This window comes from Brevundimonas goettingensis (genome assembly GCF_017487405.1).
GTDB classification, from domain to species: Bacteria; Pseudomonadota; Alphaproteobacteria; order Caulobacterales; family Caulobacteraceae; genus Brevundimonas; species Brevundimonas goettingensis.
In genome coordinates, this window is record NZ_CP062222.1 from 559,192 (window position 1) to 581,409 (window position 22,218).

24 protein-coding genes are annotated in these 22,218 nt (G+C 68.0%); 14 read left to right on the plus strand and 10 right to left on the minus strand.

The genetic code is table 11. The features are described from left to right. The 3 genes from IFJ75_RS02900 (at position 1) to IFJ75_RS02910 (ending at position 1,201) form a co-directional block, all read left to right on the plus strand. Positions 1–444, plus strand: coding sequence for an NUDIX domain-containing protein (locus IFJ75_RS02900; RefSeq protein WP_207871100.1), 444 nt, complete (start codon positions 1–3; stop codon positions 442–444). Beyond that, on the plus strand, positions 429–920 hold the full coding sequence (locus IFJ75_RS02905) for a hypothetical protein (protein ID WP_207871102.1): 492 nt from the start codon (positions 429–431) through the stop codon (positions 918–920). Before IFJ75_RS02900 ends, IFJ75_RS02905 begins: the two co-directional genes overlap by 16 nt. Positions 921–1,012: 92 nt before the next feature. Beyond that, the gene (locus IFJ75_RS02910) at positions 1,013–1,201 is read left to right on the plus strand and encodes a CsbD family protein (RefSeq protein WP_207871104.1); all 189 of its coding nucleotides are present in this window, start codon (positions 1,013–1,015) and stop codon (positions 1,199–1,201) included. A 53-nt stretch (positions 1,202–1,254) separates the two neighbouring features. Here the strand turns inward: IFJ75_RS02910 and IFJ75_RS02915 are convergent, their stop codons facing one another. The 3 genes from IFJ75_RS02915 to IFJ75_RS02925 all read right to left on the minus strand — a co-directional run bounded on the left by IFJ75_RS02915 (position 1,255) and on the right by IFJ75_RS02925 (position 3,589). Next, positions 1,255–1,776 (minus strand): hypothetical protein, encoded by a 522-nt coding sequence (locus IFJ75_RS02915; RefSeq protein WP_207871106.1) that lies wholly within the window; start codon positions 1,774–1,776, stop codon positions 1,255–1,257. Positions 1,777–1,853: 77 nt separating this feature from the next. Further along, entirely contained in the window at positions 1,854–3,032 is a 1,179-nt protein-coding gene (locus IFJ75_RS02920) for a vWA domain-containing protein (RefSeq protein ID WP_207871108.1), read from the minus strand. A 20-nt stretch (positions 3,033–3,052) separates the two neighbouring features. Continuing rightward, complete coding sequence (locus IFJ75_RS02925; protein ID WP_207871110.1) at positions 3,053–3,589, minus strand: GNAT family N-acetyltransferase; 537 nt, start codon at positions 3,587–3,589, stop codon at positions 3,053–3,055. A 75-nt stretch (positions 3,590–3,664) separates the two neighbouring features. On the opposite strand from IFJ75_RS02925, the gene IFJ75_RS02930 reads away from it, so the two are divergent. The 8 genes from IFJ75_RS02930 (at position 3,665) to IFJ75_RS02965 (ending at position 11,329) form a co-directional block, all read left to right on the plus strand. Continuing rightward, complete coding sequence (locus IFJ75_RS02930; protein ID WP_225896958.1) at positions 3,665–4,582, plus strand: histone deacetylase family protein; 918 nt, start codon at positions 3,665–3,667, stop codon at positions 4,580–4,582. 42 nt (positions 4,583–4,624) lie between these two features. Further along, a complete protein-coding gene (locus IFJ75_RS02935) occupies positions 4,625–5,272 on the plus strand; it encodes a histidine phosphatase family protein (protein ID WP_207871112.1) in 648 nt (215 codons plus the stop codon). A gap of 40 nt (positions 5,273–5,312) precedes the next feature. Then, the gene (locus IFJ75_RS02940; protein WP_207871114.1) at positions 5,313–5,561 is read left to right on the plus strand and encodes an exodeoxyribonuclease VII small subunit; all 249 of its coding nucleotides are present in this window, start codon (positions 5,313–5,315) and stop codon (positions 5,559–5,561) included. Next, a complete protein-coding gene (locus IFJ75_RS02945) occupies positions 5,561–5,941 on the plus strand; it encodes a tRNA-binding protein (RefSeq protein WP_207871115.1) in 381 nt (126 codons plus the stop codon). Before IFJ75_RS02940 ends, IFJ75_RS02945 begins: the two co-directional genes overlap by 1 nt. Before the next feature lie 41 nt (positions 5,942–5,982). Beyond that, the gene (locus IFJ75_RS02950; RefSeq protein WP_207932443.1) at positions 5,983–6,858 is read left to right on the plus strand and encodes a polyprenyl synthetase family protein; all 876 of its coding nucleotides are present in this window, start codon (positions 5,983–5,985) and stop codon (positions 6,856–6,858) included. Between the two features lie 138 nt (positions 6,859–6,996). After that, positions 6,997–8,907, plus strand: a complete 1,911-nt coding sequence (dxs, locus tag IFJ75_RS02955) for a 1-deoxy-D-xylulose-5-phosphate synthase (protein ID WP_207871117.1) — start codon at positions 6,997–6,999, stop codon at positions 8,905–8,907. A gap of 191 nt (positions 8,908–9,098) precedes the next feature. After that, positions 9,099–9,644 (plus strand): DUF2239 family protein, encoded by a 546-nt coding sequence (locus IFJ75_RS02960; RefSeq protein WP_207871119.1) that lies wholly within the window; start codon positions 9,099–9,101, stop codon positions 9,642–9,644. Next, positions 9,641–11,329, plus strand: a complete 1,689-nt coding sequence (locus IFJ75_RS02965; RefSeq protein WP_207871121.1) for a class I SAM-dependent methyltransferase — start codon at positions 9,641–9,643, stop codon at positions 11,327–11,329. The genes IFJ75_RS02960 and IFJ75_RS02965 overlap by 4 nt, the downstream gene beginning before the upstream one ends. Here the strand turns inward: IFJ75_RS02965 and IFJ75_RS02970 are convergent. From IFJ75_RS02970 to kduI, 3 genes are read right to left on the minus strand one after another with little or no spacing between them, the layout of a single operon-like run. Continuing rightward, the gene (locus IFJ75_RS02970) at positions 11,326–12,345 is read right to left on the minus strand and encodes a sugar kinase (RefSeq protein ID WP_207871125.1); all 1,020 of its coding nucleotides are present in this window, start codon (positions 12,343–12,345) and stop codon (positions 11,326–11,328) included. The genes IFJ75_RS02965 and IFJ75_RS02970 overlap by 4 nt on opposite strands. A gap of 20 nt (positions 12,346–12,365) precedes the next feature. Continuing rightward, the gene (gene kduD, locus IFJ75_RS02975; protein ID WP_207871127.1) at positions 12,366–13,124 is read right to left on the minus strand and encodes a 2-dehydro-3-deoxy-D-gluconate 5-dehydrogenase KduD; all 759 of its coding nucleotides are present in this window, start codon (positions 13,122–13,124) and stop codon (positions 12,366–12,368) included. 7 nt (positions 13,125–13,131) lie between these two features. After that, entirely contained in the window at positions 13,132–13,965 is an 834-nt protein-coding gene (gene kduI, locus IFJ75_RS02980) for a 5-dehydro-4-deoxy-D-glucuronate isomerase (RefSeq protein ID WP_207871129.1), read from the minus strand. Between the two features lie 169 nt (positions 13,966–14,134). Here kduI and IFJ75_RS02985 point away from each other — a divergent pair, with 169 nt between their 5' ends. Beyond that, entirely contained in the window at positions 14,135–14,797 is a 663-nt protein-coding gene (locus IFJ75_RS02985; RefSeq protein ID WP_207871131.1) for an RpiB/LacA/LacB family sugar-phosphate isomerase, read from the plus strand. Positions 14,798–14,873: 76 nt separating this feature from the next. On the opposite strand, the gene IFJ75_RS02990 is transcribed toward IFJ75_RS02985, so the two are convergent. Then, the gene (locus tag IFJ75_RS02990) at positions 14,874–15,920 is read right to left on the minus strand and encodes a LacI family DNA-binding transcriptional regulator (protein ID WP_225896959.1); all 1,047 of its coding nucleotides are present in this window, start codon (positions 15,918–15,920) and stop codon (positions 14,874–14,876) included. A gap of 167 nt (positions 15,921–16,087) precedes the next feature. Between IFJ75_RS02990 and IFJ75_RS02995 the strand changes: the two genes are divergently transcribed. Both IFJ75_RS02995 and IFJ75_RS03000 read left to right on the plus strand, forming a co-directional pair. Further along, positions 16,088–16,906, plus strand: a complete 819-nt coding sequence (locus IFJ75_RS02995) for a 2-keto-4-pentenoate hydratase (protein WP_207871135.1) — start codon at positions 16,088–16,090, stop codon at positions 16,904–16,906. Positions 16,907–16,996: 90 nt separating this feature from the next. Beyond that, positions 16,997–18,298, plus strand: coding sequence for an MFS transporter (locus tag IFJ75_RS03000; protein ID WP_207871137.1), 1,302 nt, complete (start codon positions 16,997–16,999; stop codon positions 18,296–18,298). A 59-nt stretch (positions 18,299–18,357) separates the two neighbouring features. Here IFJ75_RS03000 and IFJ75_RS03005 read toward each other — a convergent pair whose 3' ends face one another. The 3 genes from IFJ75_RS03005 to IFJ75_RS03015 all read right to left on the minus strand — a co-directional run bounded on the left by IFJ75_RS03005 (position 18,358) and on the right by IFJ75_RS03015 (position 22,133). Beyond that, positions 18,358–19,620, minus strand: a complete 1,263-nt coding sequence (locus IFJ75_RS03005; protein WP_207871139.1) for an MFS transporter — start codon at positions 19,618–19,620, stop codon at positions 18,358–18,360. A gap of 99 nt (positions 19,621–19,719) precedes the next feature. After that, positions 19,720–20,916: a carboxynorspermidine decarboxylase gene (locus tag IFJ75_RS03010; RefSeq protein ID WP_225896960.1), complete on the minus strand. Its 1,197-nt coding sequence runs from the start codon at positions 20,914–20,916 to the stop codon at positions 19,720–19,722. Positions 20,917–20,927: 11 nt separating this feature from the next. Continuing rightward, positions 20,928–22,133, minus strand: a complete 1,206-nt coding sequence (locus tag IFJ75_RS03015; protein WP_207871141.1) for a saccharopine dehydrogenase family protein — start codon at positions 22,131–22,133, stop codon at positions 20,928–20,930. Positions 22,134–22,218: the final 85 nt, after the last annotated feature.

A 22,218-nucleotide genomic window follows, 5' to 3' on the forward strand; every position in this document is an offset into this window, starting at 1 on the left:
ATGGCGGCCGCGCTCCAGTTCGGCCGTCGCGATCCGGGCGTCGACTATCCGGAACGGCCCACGGCCTTCGGCCTGGTGTTCCACGACCAGAAGCTGGCCTGCGTCCGCGTCGAGCGCGCCCGGTCCTACTACGACCTGCCCGGCGGGGCGGTTGAGGCGGGTGAGACCGAGGAGGAGGCGTTGATCCGCGAGTTCCTCGAAGAGACCGGCATGACCGTCCGTCCGGTCGAGCGCATCGCCGAGGCCGGCCAGTATTTCCGCAAGTCCGACACCCGGCCGATGAACAATATCGGCGGCCTGTGGATCGCCGAGATGATCGCGCTCAATCCGGCGGTGAAGGTCGAGGCCGACCACGAACTGGTCTGGCTCCACCCGCGCACGGCCCTGGCCGAACTGCGCCATGACGCCCACGCCTGGGCGGTCGCGAAATGGCTCAGGACCTGACGCTGCCGGTTCGGCGTCTGCCGCTCGTGCGCTGGCCCTATGGGCTGATGCTGCCCGCGCTCGCCCTGTTCGAGGCCTTTCTCTGGTGGCAGGGCCAACCCTGGTACGGCTTGATCTGGACACCGATCATGGTGATCTCGGTCTGGCTTCTCATTCGCCCGCCTGAACTGGTCCTGACGGCGAAGGGGTTCTTCTATGGGCGCAAGGGGTTCTGGGAACCGGCCTTCTTTCGCTGGATCGATATCCAGGAGCTGTTTCTCGCCGCCGAGCGTGTCGGGCTTCAGGAGATGAGAGGGGCGATCGGCTGGACGTTTCGGCCAGAGGCCAGGCGGAAGGGACCGGTGGGGTTCCTCCTGCGGGGCATGGGGCTGGACGGCGTCATCCAATGGACGCGCGCGCCGGCCGCCGAGGTATTGGCCTTGATGGAAACCTATCGCGCAGCCGCACTCGCCGAAGCCGACCGTACGTTGCCGTAAACATCCCTCTGTCCGGGAACTCGCGCCTCTGGCCGGGGTTTGACTATCCGAAGCGCCGCCTCCCTCGCGACGCCGTGCAAACGGAGATTTCAATGCCCGATCAAGATCGTATCGACGGCGCCGTCAAGAATGTCGGCGGCAAGATCAAGGAAGCGGCCGGCAAGATCACCGGCGACGAAAAACTGAAAGCCGAAGGCAAGGCCGACCAGCTGACCGGCAAGGTCCAGAACGCCTTTGGCGGCGCCAAGGACAGCCTGCGCGACTCCGACCGCCGCAACTAGCATCGGTCTATTTCATCGAAAGCGCCGTCCGTTCGCGGGCGGCGTTTTTGCGTTCAGTCGCCGCCCAGGCGGAACTTCAGGCCGCCTTCATCGGGCTTGGGCCCGGTCGCCGGGGTGCAGCGGCGCTCGAAATTGACGCCGCCGCTGCCGGTGGCGGACGGCCGCTCCTCGCAGACCTCGGCGACCGGGGCGGTGCTCGCGGCCATTTCGCGACGGGGTGGGGCGCAGGTCAGCTCATATCCGCCGGCCCCGTTGGAGACCTGACGGCAACCCTCGACGCCGCTGGGTTGCAGCCCCGCCGGCAGTTTGTCGCCGAGCGCGGTGGCGAGATCGGTGCGGACCCGGGCCTGACACAACTCCATCGAGGCGTCCTTGCGGATCATCGGACTGCACTGCGACCGTTCCCAGCCGAACGGATCGGCCAGGCCCCATTCGGGGATCGTCGTGACCGGCCCGGCAGGGACGGGAGCCGCGGCCTCGACCGGCGCCTCCGGATCCGGCGCGGGCGGCGGGTTCCAGGAGATCATCCCGGCGGCCTGTTGCAGCATCAGGGCGGCGAAGACGGCGGTCAGCATCACGGATACTCCTGAACGAGACTCCAGACTGCACCCGTGTGAGGGGAAAAGCTACCGCGCCGCCTTATCGCGCCAACCTAGCGGGTGAGGGCCCGCATGGCCCGGTCCAGACCATCCAGCGTCAGGGGGAACATGCGCTGGTCCATGACCTCGTCGATCAGCTTCACCGAGGCGGTGTAGCTCCAGTATTTCTCGGCGACGGGGTTCAGCCAGACCGACTTGTCCCACTGCTGACGGGCGCGCCTCAGCCAGACGGCGCCGGCCTCCTCGTTCCAGTGCTCGACCGAGCCGCCGGGCATGGTGACCTCATAGGGGCTCATGGTCGCGTCCCCGACGAAGATGGCCCGCCAGTCGCCCGGATATTTGTTGAGCACCTCCCAGGTCGGGGTCTGCTCGGAATGCCGACGCCGGTTGTCCTTCCACACCCCTTCGTAGAGGCAGTTGTGGAAGTAGAAGAACTCGAGGTTCTTGAACTCGGTCCGCGCCGCCGAGAACAGCTCCTCGACCAGTTTGATATGGCCGTCCATCGAGCCGCCGACGTCGAGGAACAGCAGGACCTTGATCGTGTTGCGCCGCTCGGGCCGCATCTGGATGTCCAGCCAGCCCTGACGCGCCGTTCCGTCGATGGTGCCGTCGATGTCGAGCTCGTCCGGAGCGCCCTGGCGTGCGAACCGGCGCAGACGGCGCAGGGCCACCTTGATGTTGCGCGTGCCCAGCTCGACCGTGTCGTCGAGGTTGCGATACTCGCGCTTCTCCCAGACCTTGACCGCGCGGCCCTGTTTGCCGGGCCCGCCGATGCGCACGCCCTCGGGGTTGTAGCCGCCGTGGCCAAAGGGCGAGGTCCCGCCCGTGCCGATCCATTTAGACCCGCCCTCGTGCCGTTCCTTTTGCTCCTCCAGACGCTGTTTCAGCGTCTCCATCAGCTTGTCGAACCCGCCCAAGGCCTCGATCTCGGCCTTCTCCTCGTCGGTCAGATATTTGTCGGTGAGGAGCTTCAGCCAGTCCTCGGGGATGTCGGTGGTCAGGTCGTCGCCGATCCCGACGCTCTCGACCCCCTTGAACACCTTGCCGAACACCTGGTCGAACCGATCGTAGTGCTTCTCGTCCTTGACCAGCACCGCCCGCGACAGATGGTAAAAGTCCTCGACCCGTCCGCCGGCCACGTCCTTGTCCATGGCCTCCATCAGGTGGAGCCATTCCTTGGTCGAGACCGGAACCTTGGCCTCGCGCAGGGCGGTGAAGAAGGGGAGGAGCATGGGGCGAACCTGAACCTCGATCAGTCTCGCCGCAAGATGAACTCGTGGTCGCGCCAGTCGCCGACCGGATAGAGATATTCCCCGGCCTTCGCGAAACCATAGGCCTCGTACAGCTTCTGGGCCTTCACATTGCCGCTCCAGACGCCGATCCAGAGGGGGCCGTCGGTCTCGGCCTCCATCCACTCCAGCGACAGTTTCAGCAGGGTGGTGCCCAGGCCCAGCCCCTGCGCGCCCGTGCCGACGTAGAGGCGGCGCAGTTCCATGTTCTCGGGCCGGGCGTCGGGGTGGGGCAGACCGTTCGGTCCGGCGTTGGCGAAGGCCAGCAACTCGCCGTTTCGCTCGGCTACCCACCAGGCCGCGCCCGGCTCCGCCAGCTTCTTCGCCGTCGCCGCCACCCCGAAACTCGACTCGAGATAGTCCTCCAGATCCGCGGGCGGGTAGGGGATGCCGAAGCCGTCGACGAAGGTCGCCACGAAGGTCCGGCGGCCCAGGGCCGACAGGGCTTCCGCGTCTTCAGCGCGGCCGGGGCGGATGGTGACGTCGTCGAGTCTGTTCATGGCGGGGGATTACCGCGCGCGAAGTCCCTCGTCATCCGCGACAATCCTGATCGGAGGTCCTAACGTATTTATCGCATGGTCTCCCTGTTCACCCACTCCCACATGGTCGCCCACAACGCCGGGGAAGGTCACCCCGAGCGCCCGGCGCGGCTGACCGCCGTGCTCGACGCCCTGGCCGACGCCGGTCTGGGCCGCGACAGACGAGAAGCCACCGAGGCCGCCGTCGGCGATCTTGAGCGGGTCCATCCCGCCGCCCACGTCGCCCGCCTGCTGGCCGCCGAGCCCGCGACGGGCTTCAGCCAGCTCGACGCCGACACGGTTCTCGCCCCCGGCAGTCTGCGCGCCGCCCGTCTGGCCGCCGGAGCCCCCGTCGACGCCGTGCGCGCCGTCGCGGCCGGCGAGATGACCCGCGCCTTCGCCGCCGTCCGTCCGCCCGGCCACCACGCCGAGCCGGGCAAGGCCATGGGCTTCTGCCTGTTCTCCAATGTCGCCGTCGCCGCCCGCGTGGCCCAGTCGCTGGGTCTGGCCCGCGTCGCCGTGGTCGATTTCGACGTCCATCACGGCAACGGCACCCAGGCGGCGTTCGAGGACGACGACAGCCTGTTCCTCGCCTCCATCCACCAGTCGCCCCTCTATCCGGGCACGGGGGCGGCGTCCGAGACCGGCGTCGGCAATATCGTCAACGCCCCGATCGCGCCCCATGCGGCCCGCGAGCACTGGCGCGCCGCCTTCGCCGGGACCCTGATGCCGGCGCTCGACGCCTTCGCTCCGGACCTGATCCTGATCTCCGCCGGCTTCGACGCCCACCGCCGCGATCCGCTCGCTCACCAGTCGCTCGAGGCCGAGGATTTCGCCTGGGCGACCCGCGCCGTGGTCGAGGTCGCGCGTCGTCGATGCGGCGGCAAGGTTGTGTCCTCGCTCGAGGGCGGTTACGACCTAGAAGGGCTCGGCCGTTCGGCGGTCGCTCATGTTCAGGCTCTGGGGGAGGACTAAGGGACGCAGAACGCAGGGTAATTCCGCGCGCATCCTTTCATCATGACCCTCCCGGCCCGCACCCTCGACACCCCCGAATCCCTGACTGGCGCCGGCTCGGCAGGCCTTCCGGCCGCGAAGCCCGGGGCCATCGTCCTGACCCGGCACGGCGAACCGGCCCTGTCGCGCAAATGTATGCTGACCTCGGATCAGTACCGCGACTGGTGGGCCCGCTATGAGGTCGGAGGCCTGCGCCCCGGCCAGACTCCGCCGCCCGAGCTTCTGGCCACCGCCGCCGGCGCCGGGGTGATCTTCGCCTCGACCCGCCCGCGCGCCCAGGAAACCGCCGCCGCCATCTCGGCCGGGCGCGAGGTGACCTCCGACGTCCTGTTCATCGAGGCGCCCCTGCCGCCGCCGCATTTCCCGGCCTGGTTCAAGCTGCCGCCCAAATACTGGGGCGCCGTCGCCCGCTTCTGGTGGCACGCCTTCAACCACCACGAAGGCCAGGAGACCCGGGCTGAGGCGGAAGGTCGCGCCGACCGCGTCGCGGCTCTGCTGATCGAGCGCGCCGGGACCGGCGAAGACGTGCTGGTCCTGGCCCACGGCTATTTCAACCATATGGTCGGCGCCTGTCTGAAGGCGCGCGGCTGGGCCCTCGTCCACAACCAGGGCTTCAAATACTGGTCACAGCGTCGCTACGAGAAGCGTTGAGGCTTGGCGAGGCCGTCGCGCCCCGCCATAACGGTCGGTGATGACCGACACCGCTCCCTCCACCGCCGATCTCAGCTTCGAAGACGCTCTCGCGCGCCTGGAAAACATCGTCTCCCGCCTCGAGTCGGGTCAGGCGCCGCTGGAGGAATCGATCACCCTCTATGAGGAAGGCGCGCGTCTGAAGGCCCACTGCGAGGCCCGGCTCAAGGCCGCCCAGCTGCGCGTCGAGAAGATCGTCGTCGGCGCCGACGGTTCTGCGAAGGGCGTCGAGCCCGCCGAGTTCAACTGATGGCCGGTTCGACCACTTCAGCGGTGGCCGCCCCTCCCGTTTCAGAACGCATCGTCTTCGACGACTTCATGAAGGTCGATATCCGCATCGGCCGGGTGCTCAAGGCCGAGGCCTTCCCCGAGGCGCGCAAGCCCGCCTTCAAGCTGACCATCGACTTCGGCCCGGACATCGGCGTCAAACGCTCCTCGGCCCAGATCACCAAACTCTACACCCTCGACCAGCTGGAAGACCGCAAGGTCGCCGCCGTGGTCAACTTCCCGCCGCGCCAGATCGGCCCCTTCATGTCCGAGGTCCTGACCCTCGGCTTCCCGGACGCCGACGGCGAGGTGGTTCTGGTCGGCGTCGACCGCGACGCCGTGATCGGGGGGCGACTGTTTTGACGACCGCGAAGCCGCACGCCGCCAACTCGCCCGAACAATCGGTGATCGACCGCGTCGCCGAGGTCGCCGACCTCGTCACCGTCGCCCTCGACCAGCTGCTGCCCCGCGCCGACGGCCCCGAATCCCGCCTGACCGAGGCCATGCGCTATGCGGCGCTCGGTCCCGGCAAGCGTCTGCGGCCCTATTTCGCCATGGAGGCGGCGCGGCTGTTCGACATCGAGGAGCGGCCGGTGCTGCGCGCCGCCTGCGCGCTGGAATGCGTCCACGCCTATTCGCTGGTCCACGACGACCTGCCGGCCATGGACAATGACGACATGCGCCGCGGTCGTCCGACCCTGCACATCGCCTATGACGAGGCGACTGCCATCCTCGCCGGTGACGCCCTGCAGACCGCCGCCTTCGACATCCTCCTGCATGAGGACACGCACGAGGACCCGAACGTCCGCTGCGAACTGGCCCGGCGTCTGTCCTACGCCTCGGGCGCGCGCGGCATGGCGGGCGGCCAGATGATCGACCTGCTGGGCGTGCGCGATGACCTCGGCGGCGTCGCCCGGATGCAGCGGCTCAAGACCGGCGCCCTGTTCACCTACGCCTTCGAGATCCCGCTGATCATCGCCGACGCCCGCGAGATCCATCAGCAGGCCCTGATCAATTTCGCCCACGACATCGGCCTGGCCTATCAGATCGTCGACGATCTGCTGGACGTCGACGGCGACGAGGACATCCTCGGCAAGGCCGCCGGCGGCAAGGACGCGGCCATGGGCAAGACCAATTTCGTCACCCTGCTGGGCGTCGATCAGGCCCGCCACCGCGTCGCCCACCTGGCCGATCAGGCCCGCAGCCATCTGGACGTCTTCGGCCACGACGCCCTAAACCTCCAGGCCAGCGTCGACTTCGTCCTGAACCGGCGCTCCTGAACCGGATCTGGACGGCCTGAGCCTTATCTGGACGGATTGTCCACGGTGGGAACATCTTGTGGGCCTGAGGCTTGCCTAAAGTCCACGGCGACGACAAGGACACTCGCGCCTTCTCCGATCTCGGACTACAGAGTTGAAATGCCTGAGACCCCTCTGCTCGACACCGTCAACGTCCCCGCCGACTTCCGCGGGTTCGACATCGCCCAGCTCAAGCAGCTGGCGGACGAGGTTCGGGCCGAGACGATCGACGCGGTGTCGGTCACCGGCGGCCATCTGGGCGCGGGTCTGGGCGTGGTCGAGCTGACCACCGCACTGCACGCCGTCTTCGACACGCCCAACGACATCCTGATCTGGGACGTCGGCCACCAGTGCTATCCGCACAAGATCCTGACCGGCCGCCGCGATCGCATCCGCACCCTGCGCCAGCCGGGCGGCCTGTCGGGCTTCACCAAGCGCAGCGAGAGCGAATACGACCCGTTCGGCGCGGCCCACGCCTCGACCTCGATCAGCGCCGCCCTCGGCTTCTGCGCCGCGCGTGACCAGAAGGGCGAGACCAACAAGGTCGTGGCCGTCATCGGCGACGGCTCCATGTCGGCCGGTATGGCCTATGAGGCGATGAACAACGCCGCGGAGACGACCGGCCAGCTGACGGTCATCCTCAACGACAACGACATGTCGATCGCGCCTCCGGTCGGCGGCATGAGCGCCTATCTGGCCAAACAGGTCTCGGGCGGCGCCTATCAGAATTTCCGCAAATTCGGCCGCGAAGTCGTCCAGCACATGCCCCGCCCGTTCCGCGAGGCGGCGCGCAAGGCCGAGGAATACGCCCGCGGCATGGTCGTCGGCGGCACCTTCTTCGAGGAGCTGGGCTTCTACTACATCGGTCCGGTCGACGGGCACGACATGGACAACCTCGTCCCCATCCTGAAGAACGCCGCCGCCATCACCGACCGTCCGGTGGTGGTCCACGTCGTGACCCAGAAGGGCAAGGGCTATGCCCCGGCCGAGTCCAGCGCCGACAAGCTGCATGCGGTGGTCAAGTTCGACGTGGTCTCGGGCAAGCAGTCCAAGTCCGTCTCCAACGCCCCCAGCTACACCAAGGTGTTCGGGACCGAGCTGATCAAGCGGGCCGAGCGCGATCCCTCGATCGTGGCCATCACCGCCGCCATGCCCTCGGGCACGGGCCTCGATCTGTTCGGACAGGCCTTTCCCAAGCGGACCTATGACGTCGGCATCGCCGAGCAGCACGCGGTCACCTTCGCCGCCGGCCTCGCCGCCGACGGGATGAAGCCCTTCTGCGCCATCTATTCGACCTTCCTGCAGCGCGGCTACGACCAGGTCGTCCACGATGTGGCGATCCAGAAACTGCCCGTCCGCTTCGCCATGGACCGCGCCGGTCTGGTCGGGGCCGACGGGGCGACCCACGCGGGCTCGTTCGACATCGGCTTCATGGGCGCCCTGCCGCATATGGTCCTGATGGCCGCCGCCGACGAGGCCGACCTGGCCGCCATGATCGCCACCGCCTGCGAGATCGACGACCGCCCCTCGGCCTTCCGCTATCCGCGCGGCGACGGCGTCGGGGTCGAGATCCCCGAACTGGCCGCCCCCCTCGAAATCGGCAGGGGCCGCATCGTGCGCGAGGGGACGGCCGTCGCCATCCTGTCGCTGGGCACCCGTCTGCAGGAATCGCTCAAGGCCGCCGACCTGCTGGCCGCGCGCGGCGTCTCGGCCACCGTCGCCGACGCCCGCTTCGCCAAGCCGCTCGACGCCGACCTGATCCTGCGTCTGGCCCGCGAGCACGAGTGCCTGATCACGGTGGAGGAGGGCGCCATGGGCGGCTTCGGCGCCTTCGTGCTCCAGCTTCTGGCCGAGAGGGGCGCGCTCGACGCCGGCCTCAAGGTCCGCACCCTTTGCCTGCCGGACGTCTTCCAGGACCAGGACACCCCCGCCGCCATGTACGCCACCGCCGGCCTCAACGCCGACCAGATCGCCGCCTCCGCATTGGTCGCGCTGGGCGTGGCGGACGGGCGTGGAGCGGTAAGGGCCTAGGCCTCCTTCTCCCCTTGCGGGAGAAGGTGCCCCGGAGGGGCGGATGAGGGGTCACGCAGGCCTATGAGGTCAGCACCCTTCAGCATCAGACGACGGCACGACCCCTTATCCGTCTCGCTCCGCGAGCCACCTTCCCCCGCAAGGGGAGAAGGGTCCTTGCCCCATCTATAATCCCCGGGTAAATCCTCTGGATGACCCTCAGCTGCACCGCCTTCGCCGGAGACCGCCGCATCGCCTCGGGGGCGCCGCGCGATGTCGTGCCGGCCGTCAAGGCGGCGACCGAGGCCGGTGAGAGCGTCCTGATCTTCGACGACGCCGACGCCCGGCCTGTCGAGTTCGACCTGCGCGGAGACCTCGACGCCGTTCTCGCCCGCCTGCCGGTTCCCGTGGAGGAGAAACGCGGCCCCGGTCGCCCCAAGCTCGGCGTCACCGCCCGCGAGGTCACCCTCCTGCCGCGCCACTGGGACTGGCTGGCGGCCCAGCCCGGGGGCGCCTCCGTGGCCCTGCGCAAACTGGTCGAAGGGGCCTTGCGGGAGGCCGAAGGCCCCGACCGCGCCCGCCGCGCGAAAGAGGCCGCCTATCGGTTCATGACCGCCATGGCTGGCGACCGTCCGGCCTATGAGGCCGCCGTCCGCGCCCTGTTCGCCGACGACTGGTCCGGCTTCGACGCCGCGACTGAAGGCTGGCCCGCCGATGTGCGCGAGATGGCGATCCGTCTGACCGGTCCGGCCCGGTGACGGATCCGGACGCCCTTCTGGAGACGGCCCGGGCGCAGGAATGCTCGGGCGACGACGCGGCCGCCTTCCAGACCTTCAAGGCCTGCGCCCAGCAGCACCCCGGGACCGCCCCCGCCTGGCTCGGCGCCGCCCGCATCCTGATCCGTCAGGGCGACCGGGGACTGGCGACGCAGGTGCTGAGCACTGGCCTGCGCGCCGTCGGCGACGCCGACCGGGGCCGTCTCGCCGCCGCCTTCGCCGCCCAGCTCGGCGCCTTCTCGGGCCGGGCGTATCACCCGAAGCTGGAGCATGACCTCGTGGCCTGTTTCGCCGAGCCCGGCGTCGAGCATCAGGCCCTGGCCCGCGTCACCGCCGAACTCCTGCTGGCCCGCGAGGCCGCCGGCGCCGTCTCCGCCGACCTCGACGCCGTCGCCCGCGACCCGCTCTGGCTGGCCTTCCTCTCGCTCTGCCTCAACGTCGAGGCGGCCATGGAGGCGCGTCTGGTCACCCTGCGCGCCGCCCTGATCGACCGGGTAGGGCAAGATCGGAGGGAGGCGACGGTTCCCGCGTCTCTGGAGCCCCTGACCTGCGCCCTCGCGCTCCAGGCCTTCGCCGGCGAGTATCTGGCGCCCCCTTTTCAGGCCAGTGACCCGCTCCTCCGGACCCTGTCGGCGCCCCTGACCGCCCTGTCGCCCGACCCCGTCCTCACGGAGCGGCTCGCGGCCATCCCCGGCGGCCTCGGCAGCCTGCTGCTCAAACGCACCCTCGATGACCTTGTGGTCGAGCGCCGACTGGCCCGCGCCTTCCCGACCCTGACCGACAAGGCCGACGCCGAGGACGCCGTCTCCGCCGCCGTGCGTCATCAGTACGAGCTCAACCCCTATCCGCGCTGGTCCGAGCCCCCGACGCCCGACCAGCGGCCGCTGGCCTCGGTCATCGCCGCGCTTCCCGGAATCACCGACCCCGGCCCGGTCCGCCGCCTGCTGATCGCCGGCTGCGGCACGGGCTATGAGGCCATCGATCTGGCCCGCACCGATCCGACGCTCAGCATCATCGCCCTCGACCTCAGCCGCCCCAGTCTCGCCTATGGCGCGCGCATGGCCACCGAACTCGGCGTCCGGACCATCGACTTCCGTCAGGGCGACATCCTGCATCTCGAATCACTGGAGGGCGGTTTCGACGTCGCCGTCTCGACTGGCGTCCTGCACCATATGGACGACCCGGCGGCGGGGCTGGCGGCGGTGGTCCGGACGCTGCGGCCCGGCGGCATCATCCGCCTCGGCCTCTACAGCGAACGCGCCCGCGCCGCCGTCCGCGCCGCCCAGTCGGAGATTACGGCGCGCGGCCTGACCACGAGCCCGGACGACATTCGCGCCTTCCGCCGCATCGTCCTCGACGCCCCGGCGACCTCGCCGCTGGCCCCGCTCCGGACCAGCGACGACTTCTACAGCCTCAGCGGCTGCCGCGACCTCGCCTTCCATGTCCAGGAACGGGCCTATGACCCCTCAGGCCTCGCGGCGTTGCTGTCCGGCGCTGGCCTGGCCCTCGTCGGCTTCGACGCGCCGGAAGAGGCCATGGCCCGCTTCCGCGAGCGTCATGGGGCAGGGGCGAACCCGCTCGACCTGATCCTCTGGGACGCGGTCGAGGCCGACCATCCCGGCCTGTTCGCCGGGATGTATCACCTGTGGGCGCGTAAGCGCGCTTAGCGCTTGATGTCGAACCCGTCGGCGTCCATCGCGGCGCGGACCTCGGCGGCGGTGAACAGGTTGAAGTCGCCGTGCACCGAATGCTTCAGCCCGGCGGCGGCCAGGCCGAAGGCCAGGGCCTCTTCGTCGGACCAGCCGCTCCAGACGCCGAACAGCACGCCTGACGCAAAGGCGTCGCCGCCTCCGACCCGGTCGATGACGCCGGTCAGGTGGATCGGATCGGCGTGAACCTCGCCATCGCGGGTCAGCATCACGGCCGACAGGGCCTGATCGGCCACGCTCTCCTGAACCCGCAGGGTGCAGCAGATTCGCTCCAGCTTCGGGAAGGCCTCGAAAGCCGCCAGCGCCGCCATCCGGCGCCGCTCATGCGGATCGTCGGAGACGAAGGTCTTGCCCAGCACCAGGGCGAAGTCGCGCTCGTCGGCGAAGGCGATCGAGGCGGTCGACAGCATGTGACCGAGCGTCTTCGGCGGATCGCCCGCCCATTCGCCCCACAGCTTGCCGCGGAAATTACCGTCGAAGGAGACCTTCACCCCCGCCTTGGCGGCGGCGTCCACGGCCTGGATGGCCGCGCGGGTGCCGGTCGGCCCCACAGCCGGCGTCACGCCCGAGACGTGCAGCCATTCCACGCCCTCCAGCAGGGCCGGCCAGTCGAAGGCGGTGTCCACATGCTGGACGAAGGCCGAGCCGGCGCGGTCGTAAAGCACGTCGGCCGGACGGCGCACGGCGCCCGGCGTCATGAAGTACAGGCCCATCCGGCCGGGCCGGAATTCGACGCCGGATGTGTCCACGCCATGTTTGCGCAGCTCGTCGCGCACGCCGTAACCCAGCGCATTGTCCGGCAGGACGGTCGCCGCGGCCGTGGGCGCGCCGAAGCGGGCCAGGGACACGGCCACATTGGCCTCTGCGCCGCCGGGACGCACGGTCAGGGTGTTGCCCTGCATCAGCAGCTCGCCCTCGGGCGGGTTCAGACGCAGCAGCATTTCGCCGAAGCAGAGGATGGTTTTCACGGTCATGTCAGGACGCTAGCGCGGTATCAGCGCGCCAGCCAGCCGCCGTCGACCGGCAGGGTGATGCCCTGCACATAGTCCGACGCGCTCGACGACAGGAAGACGGCCGCGCCGCCGATATCCGACGGATCGCCCCAGCGTCCGGCCGGGATGCGGCCCAGGATCTCTTTCGAGCGCACCGGGTCGTCCTGCAGGGCCTGGGTGTTGTCGGTGGCGAAGTAGCCGGGGGCGATGGCGTTGGCGTTGATGCCGTGTTTCGCCCACTCATTGGCCATCAGCTTGGTCAGGCCCGCGACGCCGGATTTGGACGCCGTATAGGAGGGGACCCGGATGCCGCCCTGGTAGGACAGCATCGAAGCGGTGTTGACGATCTTCCCGCCCCGGTTTCCGGCGACCATGGTCTTCACCACGGCCTGGCTCAGGAAGAAGACGGTCTTCAGGTTGACGTTCATCACGTCGTCCCAGTCCTGTTCGGTGAAGTCGACCGCGTCGTTGCGGCGGATGATGCCGGCGTTGTTGATCAGGATGTCGATGGGACCCAGGCCCTTCTCGGCTTCCTCGATGATGCGGCCGATCGGCTCCATCGACATCAGGTCGGCCTGGATCGAGATGGCGCGGCGGCCCCTGGCCAGCACCTTGCCGACGGTGTCGTCGGAGGCGCGGCGGGCGACCGAGGCGATGTCGGCGCCGGCGTCGGCCAGGGCCAGGGCGATGCCCTGACCGATGCCCACATTGCCGCCGGTGACGAGGGCGACCTTGCCTTCAAGGCTGAACGGATTGGTCATGACAGGCCTACTTGAGTTGACAGATATCGAGCACGTTCATGTCGGTATAGTCGACGTTCTCGCCGCCCATGGCCCAGATGAAGGTGTAGTTGGAAGTTCCCGCGCCCATATGGATCGACCAGGGCGGGCTGATCACGGCCTCGCTGTCGGCCATGACGATATGTCGCTGGGCCTCGGGGCGGCCCATGAAGTGATAGAGGCGATTCTCGTCGCCCAGTTCAAAATAGAAATAGGCCTCGGAGCGGCGCTCGTGCACGTGCGGCGGCATGGTGTTCCAGACGCTGCCGGGCTTCAGCATCGTCAGCCCCATGACCAGCTGGCACGACTTGCACACGCCGGGAATGATGTACTGGTAGATGGTCCGGTCGTTGGAGGTTTCCAGCGATCCCCGCTCCATCGAAATGGCCTGGTCGATGGAGATCTGCTGCACCTCATAGGCCGCATGGGCCGGGGTGGAGACGAGATAGTATCGGGTCTCGCCTGCAAAGCTGACCTCGGCCGACCCCATCGGGATATAGAGGCCGTCCTTGGGCTTCAGGGTGAAGGTCCGGCCGTCGACCGTGATGGTCCCGTCGGTCTGGCCGACATTGATGGCGCCCAGTTCGCGGCGCTCCAGATAGGGCTTGCCCGCCGCTGACGCCGGCTCGACCTGGACGGGCAGGCTGACGCTTCCGCCCGCGGGCTCCGCTCCGCCGATCACCATCCGGTCCATATGGGTGTAGTTCAGCCGCACCTCGCCCGGGGCGAACAGCTCCTGGATCAGGTAGCGGTCGCGCAGGTCTTCGGTGCTGGCGCCCGCCATCGACGTCGGGTGCGTGGCGTGGTAGGTTTTGCGGTACATTCGGTGATCCTCCCACCTGTCGTTGCGACGGTTGGTAACCGGTGTCATATTCAAATGCAAATACAGGAGCGGTGGTGTAAACCGCCATCTTGATCCCGATACCCCCCAACGCACGCCGGGCGAAGTTCATAACGAACGCGGCCGTCTGCATCCGACCAAGAGGAAACCGATGAAAATCGCCCTGATCGTTGAAAACAGCCAGGCCGCCAAGAGCGCCACCATCCACGACGCCCTGACGTCGGTCGCCGTGCCGCTGGGCCACGAGGTCTTCCACTACGGCATGTATGCGGCCGAGGACAAAGCCTCGCTGACCTACGTCATGAACGGCCTGCTGGCCGGCATCCTGCTCAACTCGGGCGCCGCCGACTTCGTCGTCACGGGCTGCGGCACCGGCATGGGCTCCATGCTGGCCGCCAACTCGATGCCGGGCGTCTTCTGCGGCCTGGTCATCGACCCTACCGACGCCTTCCTGTTCGGCCAGATCAACGACGGCAACGCCATCTCCATGCCCTACGCCAAGGGCTTCGGCTGGGCCGCCGAGCTGAACCTGCAGGACGTCTACAAGAAGCTGTTCGAAGGCGAGCGCGGCCTGGGCTATCCCAAGGAGCGCGCCGAGATCATGGCCAAGAACCGCGGCATCCTGAAGTCGCTCAAGGCCGTGACCTGCAACGACATGCTGACCGTCTTGAAAAACATCGACCAGGACCTGCTCAAGGCCGCCATCGCCGGCGAGAAGTTCCAGGAATACTTCTTCGCCAACGCCACGGACGCGGGCATCCGCGACTACATCCAGGGCGTCCTGGCCAAGACCTCGGAACTCGAGCCGGCCTGAGACTGAAGGGCCTGGGCCCAACGAAAAACGCCGGAGACCTCGCGGGTCTCCGGCGTTTTTTTGTGCGCGTCGCGGATTAGGTGGCGGGAATGTCGGACTTGCGCACCACCAGCGAGGGGCGAACTTCCGGCTGGTCCAGTTTCGCCGGATCCAGACCGCGCATCGGGGCCAGCAGCTTCTCGGCCGCCATCCGGCCCATGTCGCGGATCGGCAGGCGCACCGAGGTCAGGTTCGGCCAGACGCGCGAGGCCATGGGCAGGTCGTCGAAGCCCACCACCGACAGATCGCGCGGCAGCTCCAGTCCACGCTCGCGCGCCGCCTGCATGACCCCGATGGCCATGTCGTCGTTCAAGGTGAAGATGGCGGTCGGCGGGTTCGGCATCGACAGCAGGGCATGCCCGGCCTCCACCCCCGATTCGAACGTATAGGCGCCCTCGATCTCATAATCGGGGTTCAGCGGCACGCCGCGCTCGGCCAGGGCCTCGCGGAAACCGCCGCCGCGCACCGTCGATGAGCGGAACAGGGCAGGGCCCCTGACCAGACCGATTCGCGTGTGCCCTAGGTCGGCCAGACGCCGGGCGGCCTCGGCGGCGCCCAGATGGTCGTTGGTCACCACCATGGACCCCGGTTCGTCCAGCGAGACCGATGCGATGCGGACATAGGGACAGTCGAGTTCACGCAACAATGCGATCACCCGTTCGTCCTCCGACATCGACGGCGGCATGATCACGCCGAACAGCCGCTGGCGCTCGATGAAGCCCCGGATGTCGTCGATCAGCGTCTCGGAATTGCGATTGCACGGGTGGACGACCAGCTCCAGCCCCGAGCCCTTCAGGGCGTCCAGCACGCCCTGCTGCATGTTCACGACATAGGTCGGCGAGGGGTTGTCGTAGATCAGCCCGACCAGGAAGGACCGGCGGAAGGCGAGGCCCCGGGCCTGGGGATCAGGCGTGAATCCCAGCTCCGCGATCGCCTTCTCGACGCGCTCGCGGGTGTCGCCCTTGACGAAGGGCGACTGGTTGATGACGCGCGACACCGTCTTCTTGGACACCCGGGCGACCCGGGCGACGTCGTTGATGGTGGCGCGCTTGCCGGACTTCGCGCCGCGCGGATCGTCTGTCACCCAGGGTTCCTCATTATCGTGTTTCGCCAAGGCATAGCCGTGTCCGGAGCAAAGCGCCACGGGTGTCGCAAGAACCGCATTGACACCGGTTTCCTACCCCGCCCATATTCCGCGCCTTATCGAGGGTCTTTCGTGTTCGCGACGACGTTTACAAAGGGAGGGGCGCAATGAACGCCTCCAGTGCCGCCGCCGTCAACGGCGCCCAGGACCCGGCCGCCACCGCCGAGGCTTTCGTCTCCGCGCGTCTGGCCGCGCGGGCGACGCCTGACTATCCGGGCGTTCTGCCGACCAGCATGGACGAGGGCTATGCGGTCCAGGAGATCGCCATCGGCCTGTATCCCGACCAGATCATCGGCTGGAAGGTCGGCGGCATCGCGCCCGCCCGTCAGGCCGAACTGGGCGCCCACCGCCTGGCGGGGCCCATCTTCGCCCGCAACAACTGGCCGATTGAAGGCGACGTCGTGGTCAAGGCGATCGAGGGCGGCTTCACCGCCATCGAGGCCGAATTCCTGATCCGCATCGGCGAGGGCGTCGATCCGGCCAAGACCGAATGGACCATCGAGGAGGCGACCGCCGCCGTCGACGCCGTCTTCATTGGCCTGGAAATCGCCGGCAGCCCGCTGTCGGCCATCAATGACCTGGGCCCGCCCATCGTGGCCTCGGACTTCGGCAACAACGCCGGCATCTTCGTCGGTCCCGCCCTGACCGACTGGCGGGCGCAACTGCCGGCGGTCCAGGTCGAGAGCACTATCGACGGAGTGTCGGTGGGAACCGGCGGCTCGCCGTCGCTCGAGGGCGGCGCCCTCGAATCGGTGCGCTTCCTGCTGGGTCACCTGGCCCGGCGCGGCCGCCCGCTGACGGCGGGCATGCTGGTTTCGTCCGGCGCCGTCACCGGCGTGCACCGGATCCATGCCGGCAGCGACTTCATCTGCGACTTCAAGGGCGTGGGCATCATCAAGGGCACGGTCGTCAAGGCCGAAGCCTAGGGCTATCATCGTAGCGCCAACCCGCCGGCCCGCATGACGCGGGGACAGGTCGGGACGCGCGAGGAATACAGTACGGGAACGGGGATCTTCATGACCGACGCCACCAACACGCCCCCCTCAGACACGGGGCCGATCACGATCAAGGCGCCGTCGCCGGGCAAATACCGCTGGATCATCATGTGGCTGCTGTTCGCGGCCATGGTGATCAACTACGTCGACCGTCAGATGATCGGCTTCCTGAAGCCGACCCTGTCCAAGGAGTTCGGCTGGTCCGAGACCGACTACGCCGACATCGTCTTCTACTTCCAGGCCACCTACGCCCTGTTCTACGCCATCTGGGGCCGGCTGATGGACAAGATCGGCGCCCGCTTCGGCCTGGGCATCGCCTTCCTCATCTGGCAGATCGGCCACATGTTCCACGGCGCCGCCCGTGATCTGTCGCACTTCATCTTCGCCCGGATGCTGCTGGGCGTCGGCGAGGCCGGCGGCTTCCCGGGCGGGATCAAGGCCGTCGCCGAATGGTTCCCCAAGAAGGAACGCGCCTTCGCCACCGGCCTGTTCAACGCCGGCACCAACATCGGCGCCATCGTCACCCCGCTGATCGTTCCGGTGCTGGTGCTCGCCTTCGGCTGGCAGGCGACCTTCGTCGTCACCGGCCTTCTCGGCCTGATCTGGCTGCCGATCTGGCTCCTGGTCTATCGCAAGCCGCGCGACCAGAAGCGCCTGTCCGCCGCCGAACTGGCCTATATCGAACAGGACCCGGCCGACACCGAAGCCAAGGTCGGCTGGGGCAAGCTGCTGACCGTCAAGGAAACCTGGGCCTATGCCGCGGGCAAGTTCCTGATCGACCCGATCTGGTGGATGTTCCTGTTCTGGCTGCCGGACTTCCTCGGCAAGCGCTACGGCCTGGACCTCAAGACCTTCGGCCCGCCGATCGTGGCCATCTATCTGCTGTCCGACGTCGGTTCGGTCGGCGGCGGCTGGCTGTCCTCGCGGATGATGCATATGGGCGTCAGCCTGAACAAGGCGCGCAAGCTGACGATGCTGCTCTGCGCCCTGCTGGCCGTGCCGGTCATGTTCGCCGCGGAGGCCTCCAACCTCTGGATCGCCGTGCTGATCATCGGCGTCGCCACCGCCGCCCACCAGGGCTTCTCGGCCAACCTCTATGCCCTGCCGGGCGACGTCTTCCCGCGTAAGGCCGTGGGCTCGGTCGTCGGCATTGGCGGCATGCTGGGCGGCATCGGGGGCATGGTCTTCTCGAAATACGTCGGCCAGATCCTCGAGACGATCGGCACCTACACCCCGATCTTCATCGTGGCGGGCTCGGTCTATCTGATCGCCCTTCTGGTCATCCACCTGATCATGCCGAAGTACGCGCCCGCCAAGGTCTAGGGGCCGGCTTCAGCCAGATGATCGACGGCGCCGCTCCCCGGAGCGGCGCCGTTTTCGTTTCAGGCAGGCACGACCGCCGACTTCGGTCTGATTCCGCCGATGAAGACCAGCGACGCCGCCACCGCGAAGGCTCCGGCCAGCAGGAAGGCGGGGTTGTAGCTGCCCATGGTCTCCCGGATCACCCCGGCGCCGAAGGCCGCGACCGCCGCCCCCATCTGGTGCGCGACCAGCACCCAGCCGAAGACGATCGGGGCGTCGCGCTCTCCGAACGACTGGTTGGCCAGCTTCACCGTCGGCGGCACGGTCGCGATCCAGTCCAGCCCGTAGAAGACCGCGAACGCCGTCAGACTGGCCGGGCCGAAGTCGATGAAGGGCAGGGCCAGCAGCGACAGCCCTCTCAGTCCGTAATAGACGGCCAGCAGCCTGCGCGGGTCATATCTGTCGGTCAGCCAGCCCGAGGCCGTTGTGCCGATCAGGTCGAAGAAGCCCATCATCGACAGCAGGCCCGCCGCCGCCACCGGCGCGATCCCGTGGTCGCCGCAGAAGGCGATCATATGGGTGCCGACCAGCCCGTTGGTCGTCAGGCCGCAGACGAAGAAGGTCCCGGCCAGCAGCCAGAAGACCGGCGTCTTGCCGGCCCGGACCAGCGCCTCGATGGCCAGCCAGGGCGTCGCCGCCTGTTTCATCGGCGGGGCGGGCGGGGTGTCGGCGGCCTCGCCAAACCGCCGCGTCGCCCGGTCCTCGGGCCGCTCGGGCACAAGGAAGGCCACCAGGGGGATCAGGACGGCGCAGCTCGCGCTGACCGCCAGCACGACCGGCTTCCACGCCCCCGTCTCCGACAGCCAGGCCAGCACCGGCAGGAAGACCAGCGCCCCCGTCGCCGTCGAGGCGCTCAGCAGCCCCATCACCAGCCCCTGCCGCGTGGCGAACCAGCGATTGACCACGGCGGCGCCCAGCACCGAGGCCACGGCGCCCGATCCGATCCCCGACAGCACGCCCCAGGTCAGGATGTAGTGCCAGGGCTGGCTCATCCACTGGCTGGCGAAGGTCGCGACCGCCATCAGGGCCAGACCCGCCAGCATGGTACGCTTGATGCCGAAACTGATCATCAGGGCCGCCGCGAACGGCCCGACGGCGCCGTACAGCAGGATGCCGATCGCCGCGGCCAGCGAGATGGTCGCCCGGTCCCAGCCGAAGGCCAGCTCCAGCGGCACCATCAGGACCCCGGGCGCCGACCTCAGCCCTGCCGAGAACAGCAGGGCCAGAAAGGTGATCGCCACCACAAGCAGGGCGGGGTGGAAGCGTCTGGGCAGGGTCGGCATGGCGGGTCGTCTCGGCGGGAGGAGCGACCATCTCTAAAAGCAACCGACCCGATCGCCGAACGAGGAAAGCTGATCGCGCCTGTGAGCCCCCTTATGGGTTCAGGACAGCCGGTCCCGGAACGCGGTCCAGTCGAAGGCCTTCACGACCCGCAGGGCGTCCGTCGCCGAGTTCCACAGCACGATGGCGGGCAGGGGCACGCCGTTGAAGGTGTTGGTCTTGACCATCGAATAGTGGGCCTGGTCGAGGAAGGCGATGCGCGTCCCCGCGACGGGCGGCGTGCCGAAGACATAGTCGCCGAGAATGTCGCCGGCCAGGCAGGACGGCCCGCCCAGACGGTAGCGGGTCCCCTCGACCGGCTCGCCCAGCATCGCCGGCCGGTAGGGGGCCTCGATCACATCCGGCATGTGGCAGGTCGCCGAGATGTCGGTGATGGCGATCGGCAGGCTGTTCTCGAAGGTGTCCAGAACCTCGCCCACCAGAATGCCCGTATCGAGCGCGATGGCCTCGCCCGGCTCGATATAGACCTCGACCCCATGGGTCTCGCCCAGAGCCTTCAGGAAGGCCGCCAGACTGTCGCGGTCGTAGTCGGCGCGGGTGACGTGGTGACCGCCGCCCAGATTGACCCATTTCACATGCGGCAGAAGAGGCGTCAGCTTGGGCTCGATCGCGCCCCAGACGCGCGACAGGGGCTCGAACCCCTGTTCGCACAGGGCGTGCAGATGCAGGCCGTCGACGCCCTCCAGATGCTCCGGCTTCAGCTGCGAGATGGGGAAGCCCAGCCGCGAGCCGAACTGGCAGGGATCGTATTTCGCGACCTCGGCCTCGGAGTGTTCGGGGTTCAGCCTCAGGCCGATGTCGAACACCGCGCCCTCCGCCCGCGCCTCGGCGATCAGCTCGGCGAACCGCGCCACCTGGGTCGGGGTGTTGAAGATCACACTGTCCGAAATCCGCAGGATCTCGGGCAGGTCCTCGGGCTTGTAGGCCGGGGAGTAGGTGGTCAGGTGGCCCTTGTAGAACTCCCGCGCCAGCCGCGCCTCCCACAGGCCCGAGGCGCAGACGCCGTCGAGGTATTCCCCGACCACATCGGCCAGCGACCACATGGAAAAGGCCTTGAGCGCCAGCAGCACCTTGGCGCCGCCGCGCACCCCGACGTCCTTCAGGACGCCGAGGTTTCGCCGCACCGCCGCCTCGTCGACCACGAAGGCCGGCGAGGGGACGCGGTTCAGGTCGAACCGGGCGAAGGCGCCGGGATCGCCGGCCTTGGTTTCCATGGCGGCGGCAGGAGTGTGCGACATCGAAGACCCGATCAGAACGCCAGAGGCGCGTCCAGCTCCTGCACCTTCCAGGGCAGGCCGTGCTTGTTCAGCATGTCCATGAAGGGATCCGGATCCAGCTGCTCCATGTTGAACACGCCTTCGCCCTTCCAGACGCCGGTCACCATCAGGGCCGCGCCGATCATGGCCGGGACGCCGGTGGTGTAGCTGACGGCCTGGTTGCCGGTCTCGGCATAGGCCTCTTCGTGGTCGCAGATGTTGTTGATGTAGACCGTCTTCTGGACCCCGTCCTTCAGGCCGGTGGCGATGGTGCCGATATTGGTCTTGCCCTTGGTCAGCGGGCCCAGCGACGACGGCTCGGGCAGCAGGGCCTTGAGCAGCTCCATCGGAATGATTTCACGGCCCTGGAACATCATCGGCTCGATCGACAGCATGCCGACATTGCCGAGCACGTCGAGGTGCTTGAGGTAGCTGTCGCCAAAGGTCATCCAGAAGCGGATGCGCTTGATCTCCGGATAGAACTTCGCCAGCGACTCCAGCTCCTCATGGTACATGAGGTACATGTTCTTCGGGCCGACGCCCTCGAAGTCATAGACCTGCTTGTTGGTCAGGGCCGGGCCCTCGATCCACTGGCCGTTGTCCCAGTGGCGCGACGGCGCGGTCACTTCGCGCAGGTTGATCTCGGGGTTGAAGTTGGTCGCGAACGGCAGGCCGGTGTCGCCGCCGTTGCAGTCCAGAATGTCGAGCGTCTCGATCGAATCGAGCAGGTGCTTCTTGGTGTAGGTCGTGAAGACCGAGGTCACGCCGGGGTCGAAGCCCGAGCCGAGCAGGGCCATCAGGCCGGCTTCCTTGAAGCGCTCCTGATAGGCCCACTGCCAGCTGTATTCGAACTTGGCCTCGTCGCGCGGCTCGTAGTTGGCGGTGTCCAGATAATGGACCCCGGCCGCCAGACAGGCGTCCATCAGGGTCAGATCCTGATAGGGCAGGGCCAGGTTCACGAGCAGGACCGGGTTCACCTGTTTGATCAGGGCCGTGGTCGCCGCCACGTCGTCGGCGTCGATGGCGGCGGTGTCGATGGTCACGCCGAAGCGTTCCTTCACCGAGGCGGCGATGGCGTCGCATTTGGACTTGGTCCGGCTCGCGACCGTGATGTGCGAGAAGATGTCGCTGTTCATCGCCATCTTGTGGACCGCGACGGAACTCACGCCGCCGGCGCCGATCACCAGAACCCTGCTCATCTCACGCACTCCTTGGAAGTCAAAAAGGAAGTCTGAAAAACTGACGGCCGCCGCCGCCTTCATCGAAGCGCGGGGCCTTAGCACG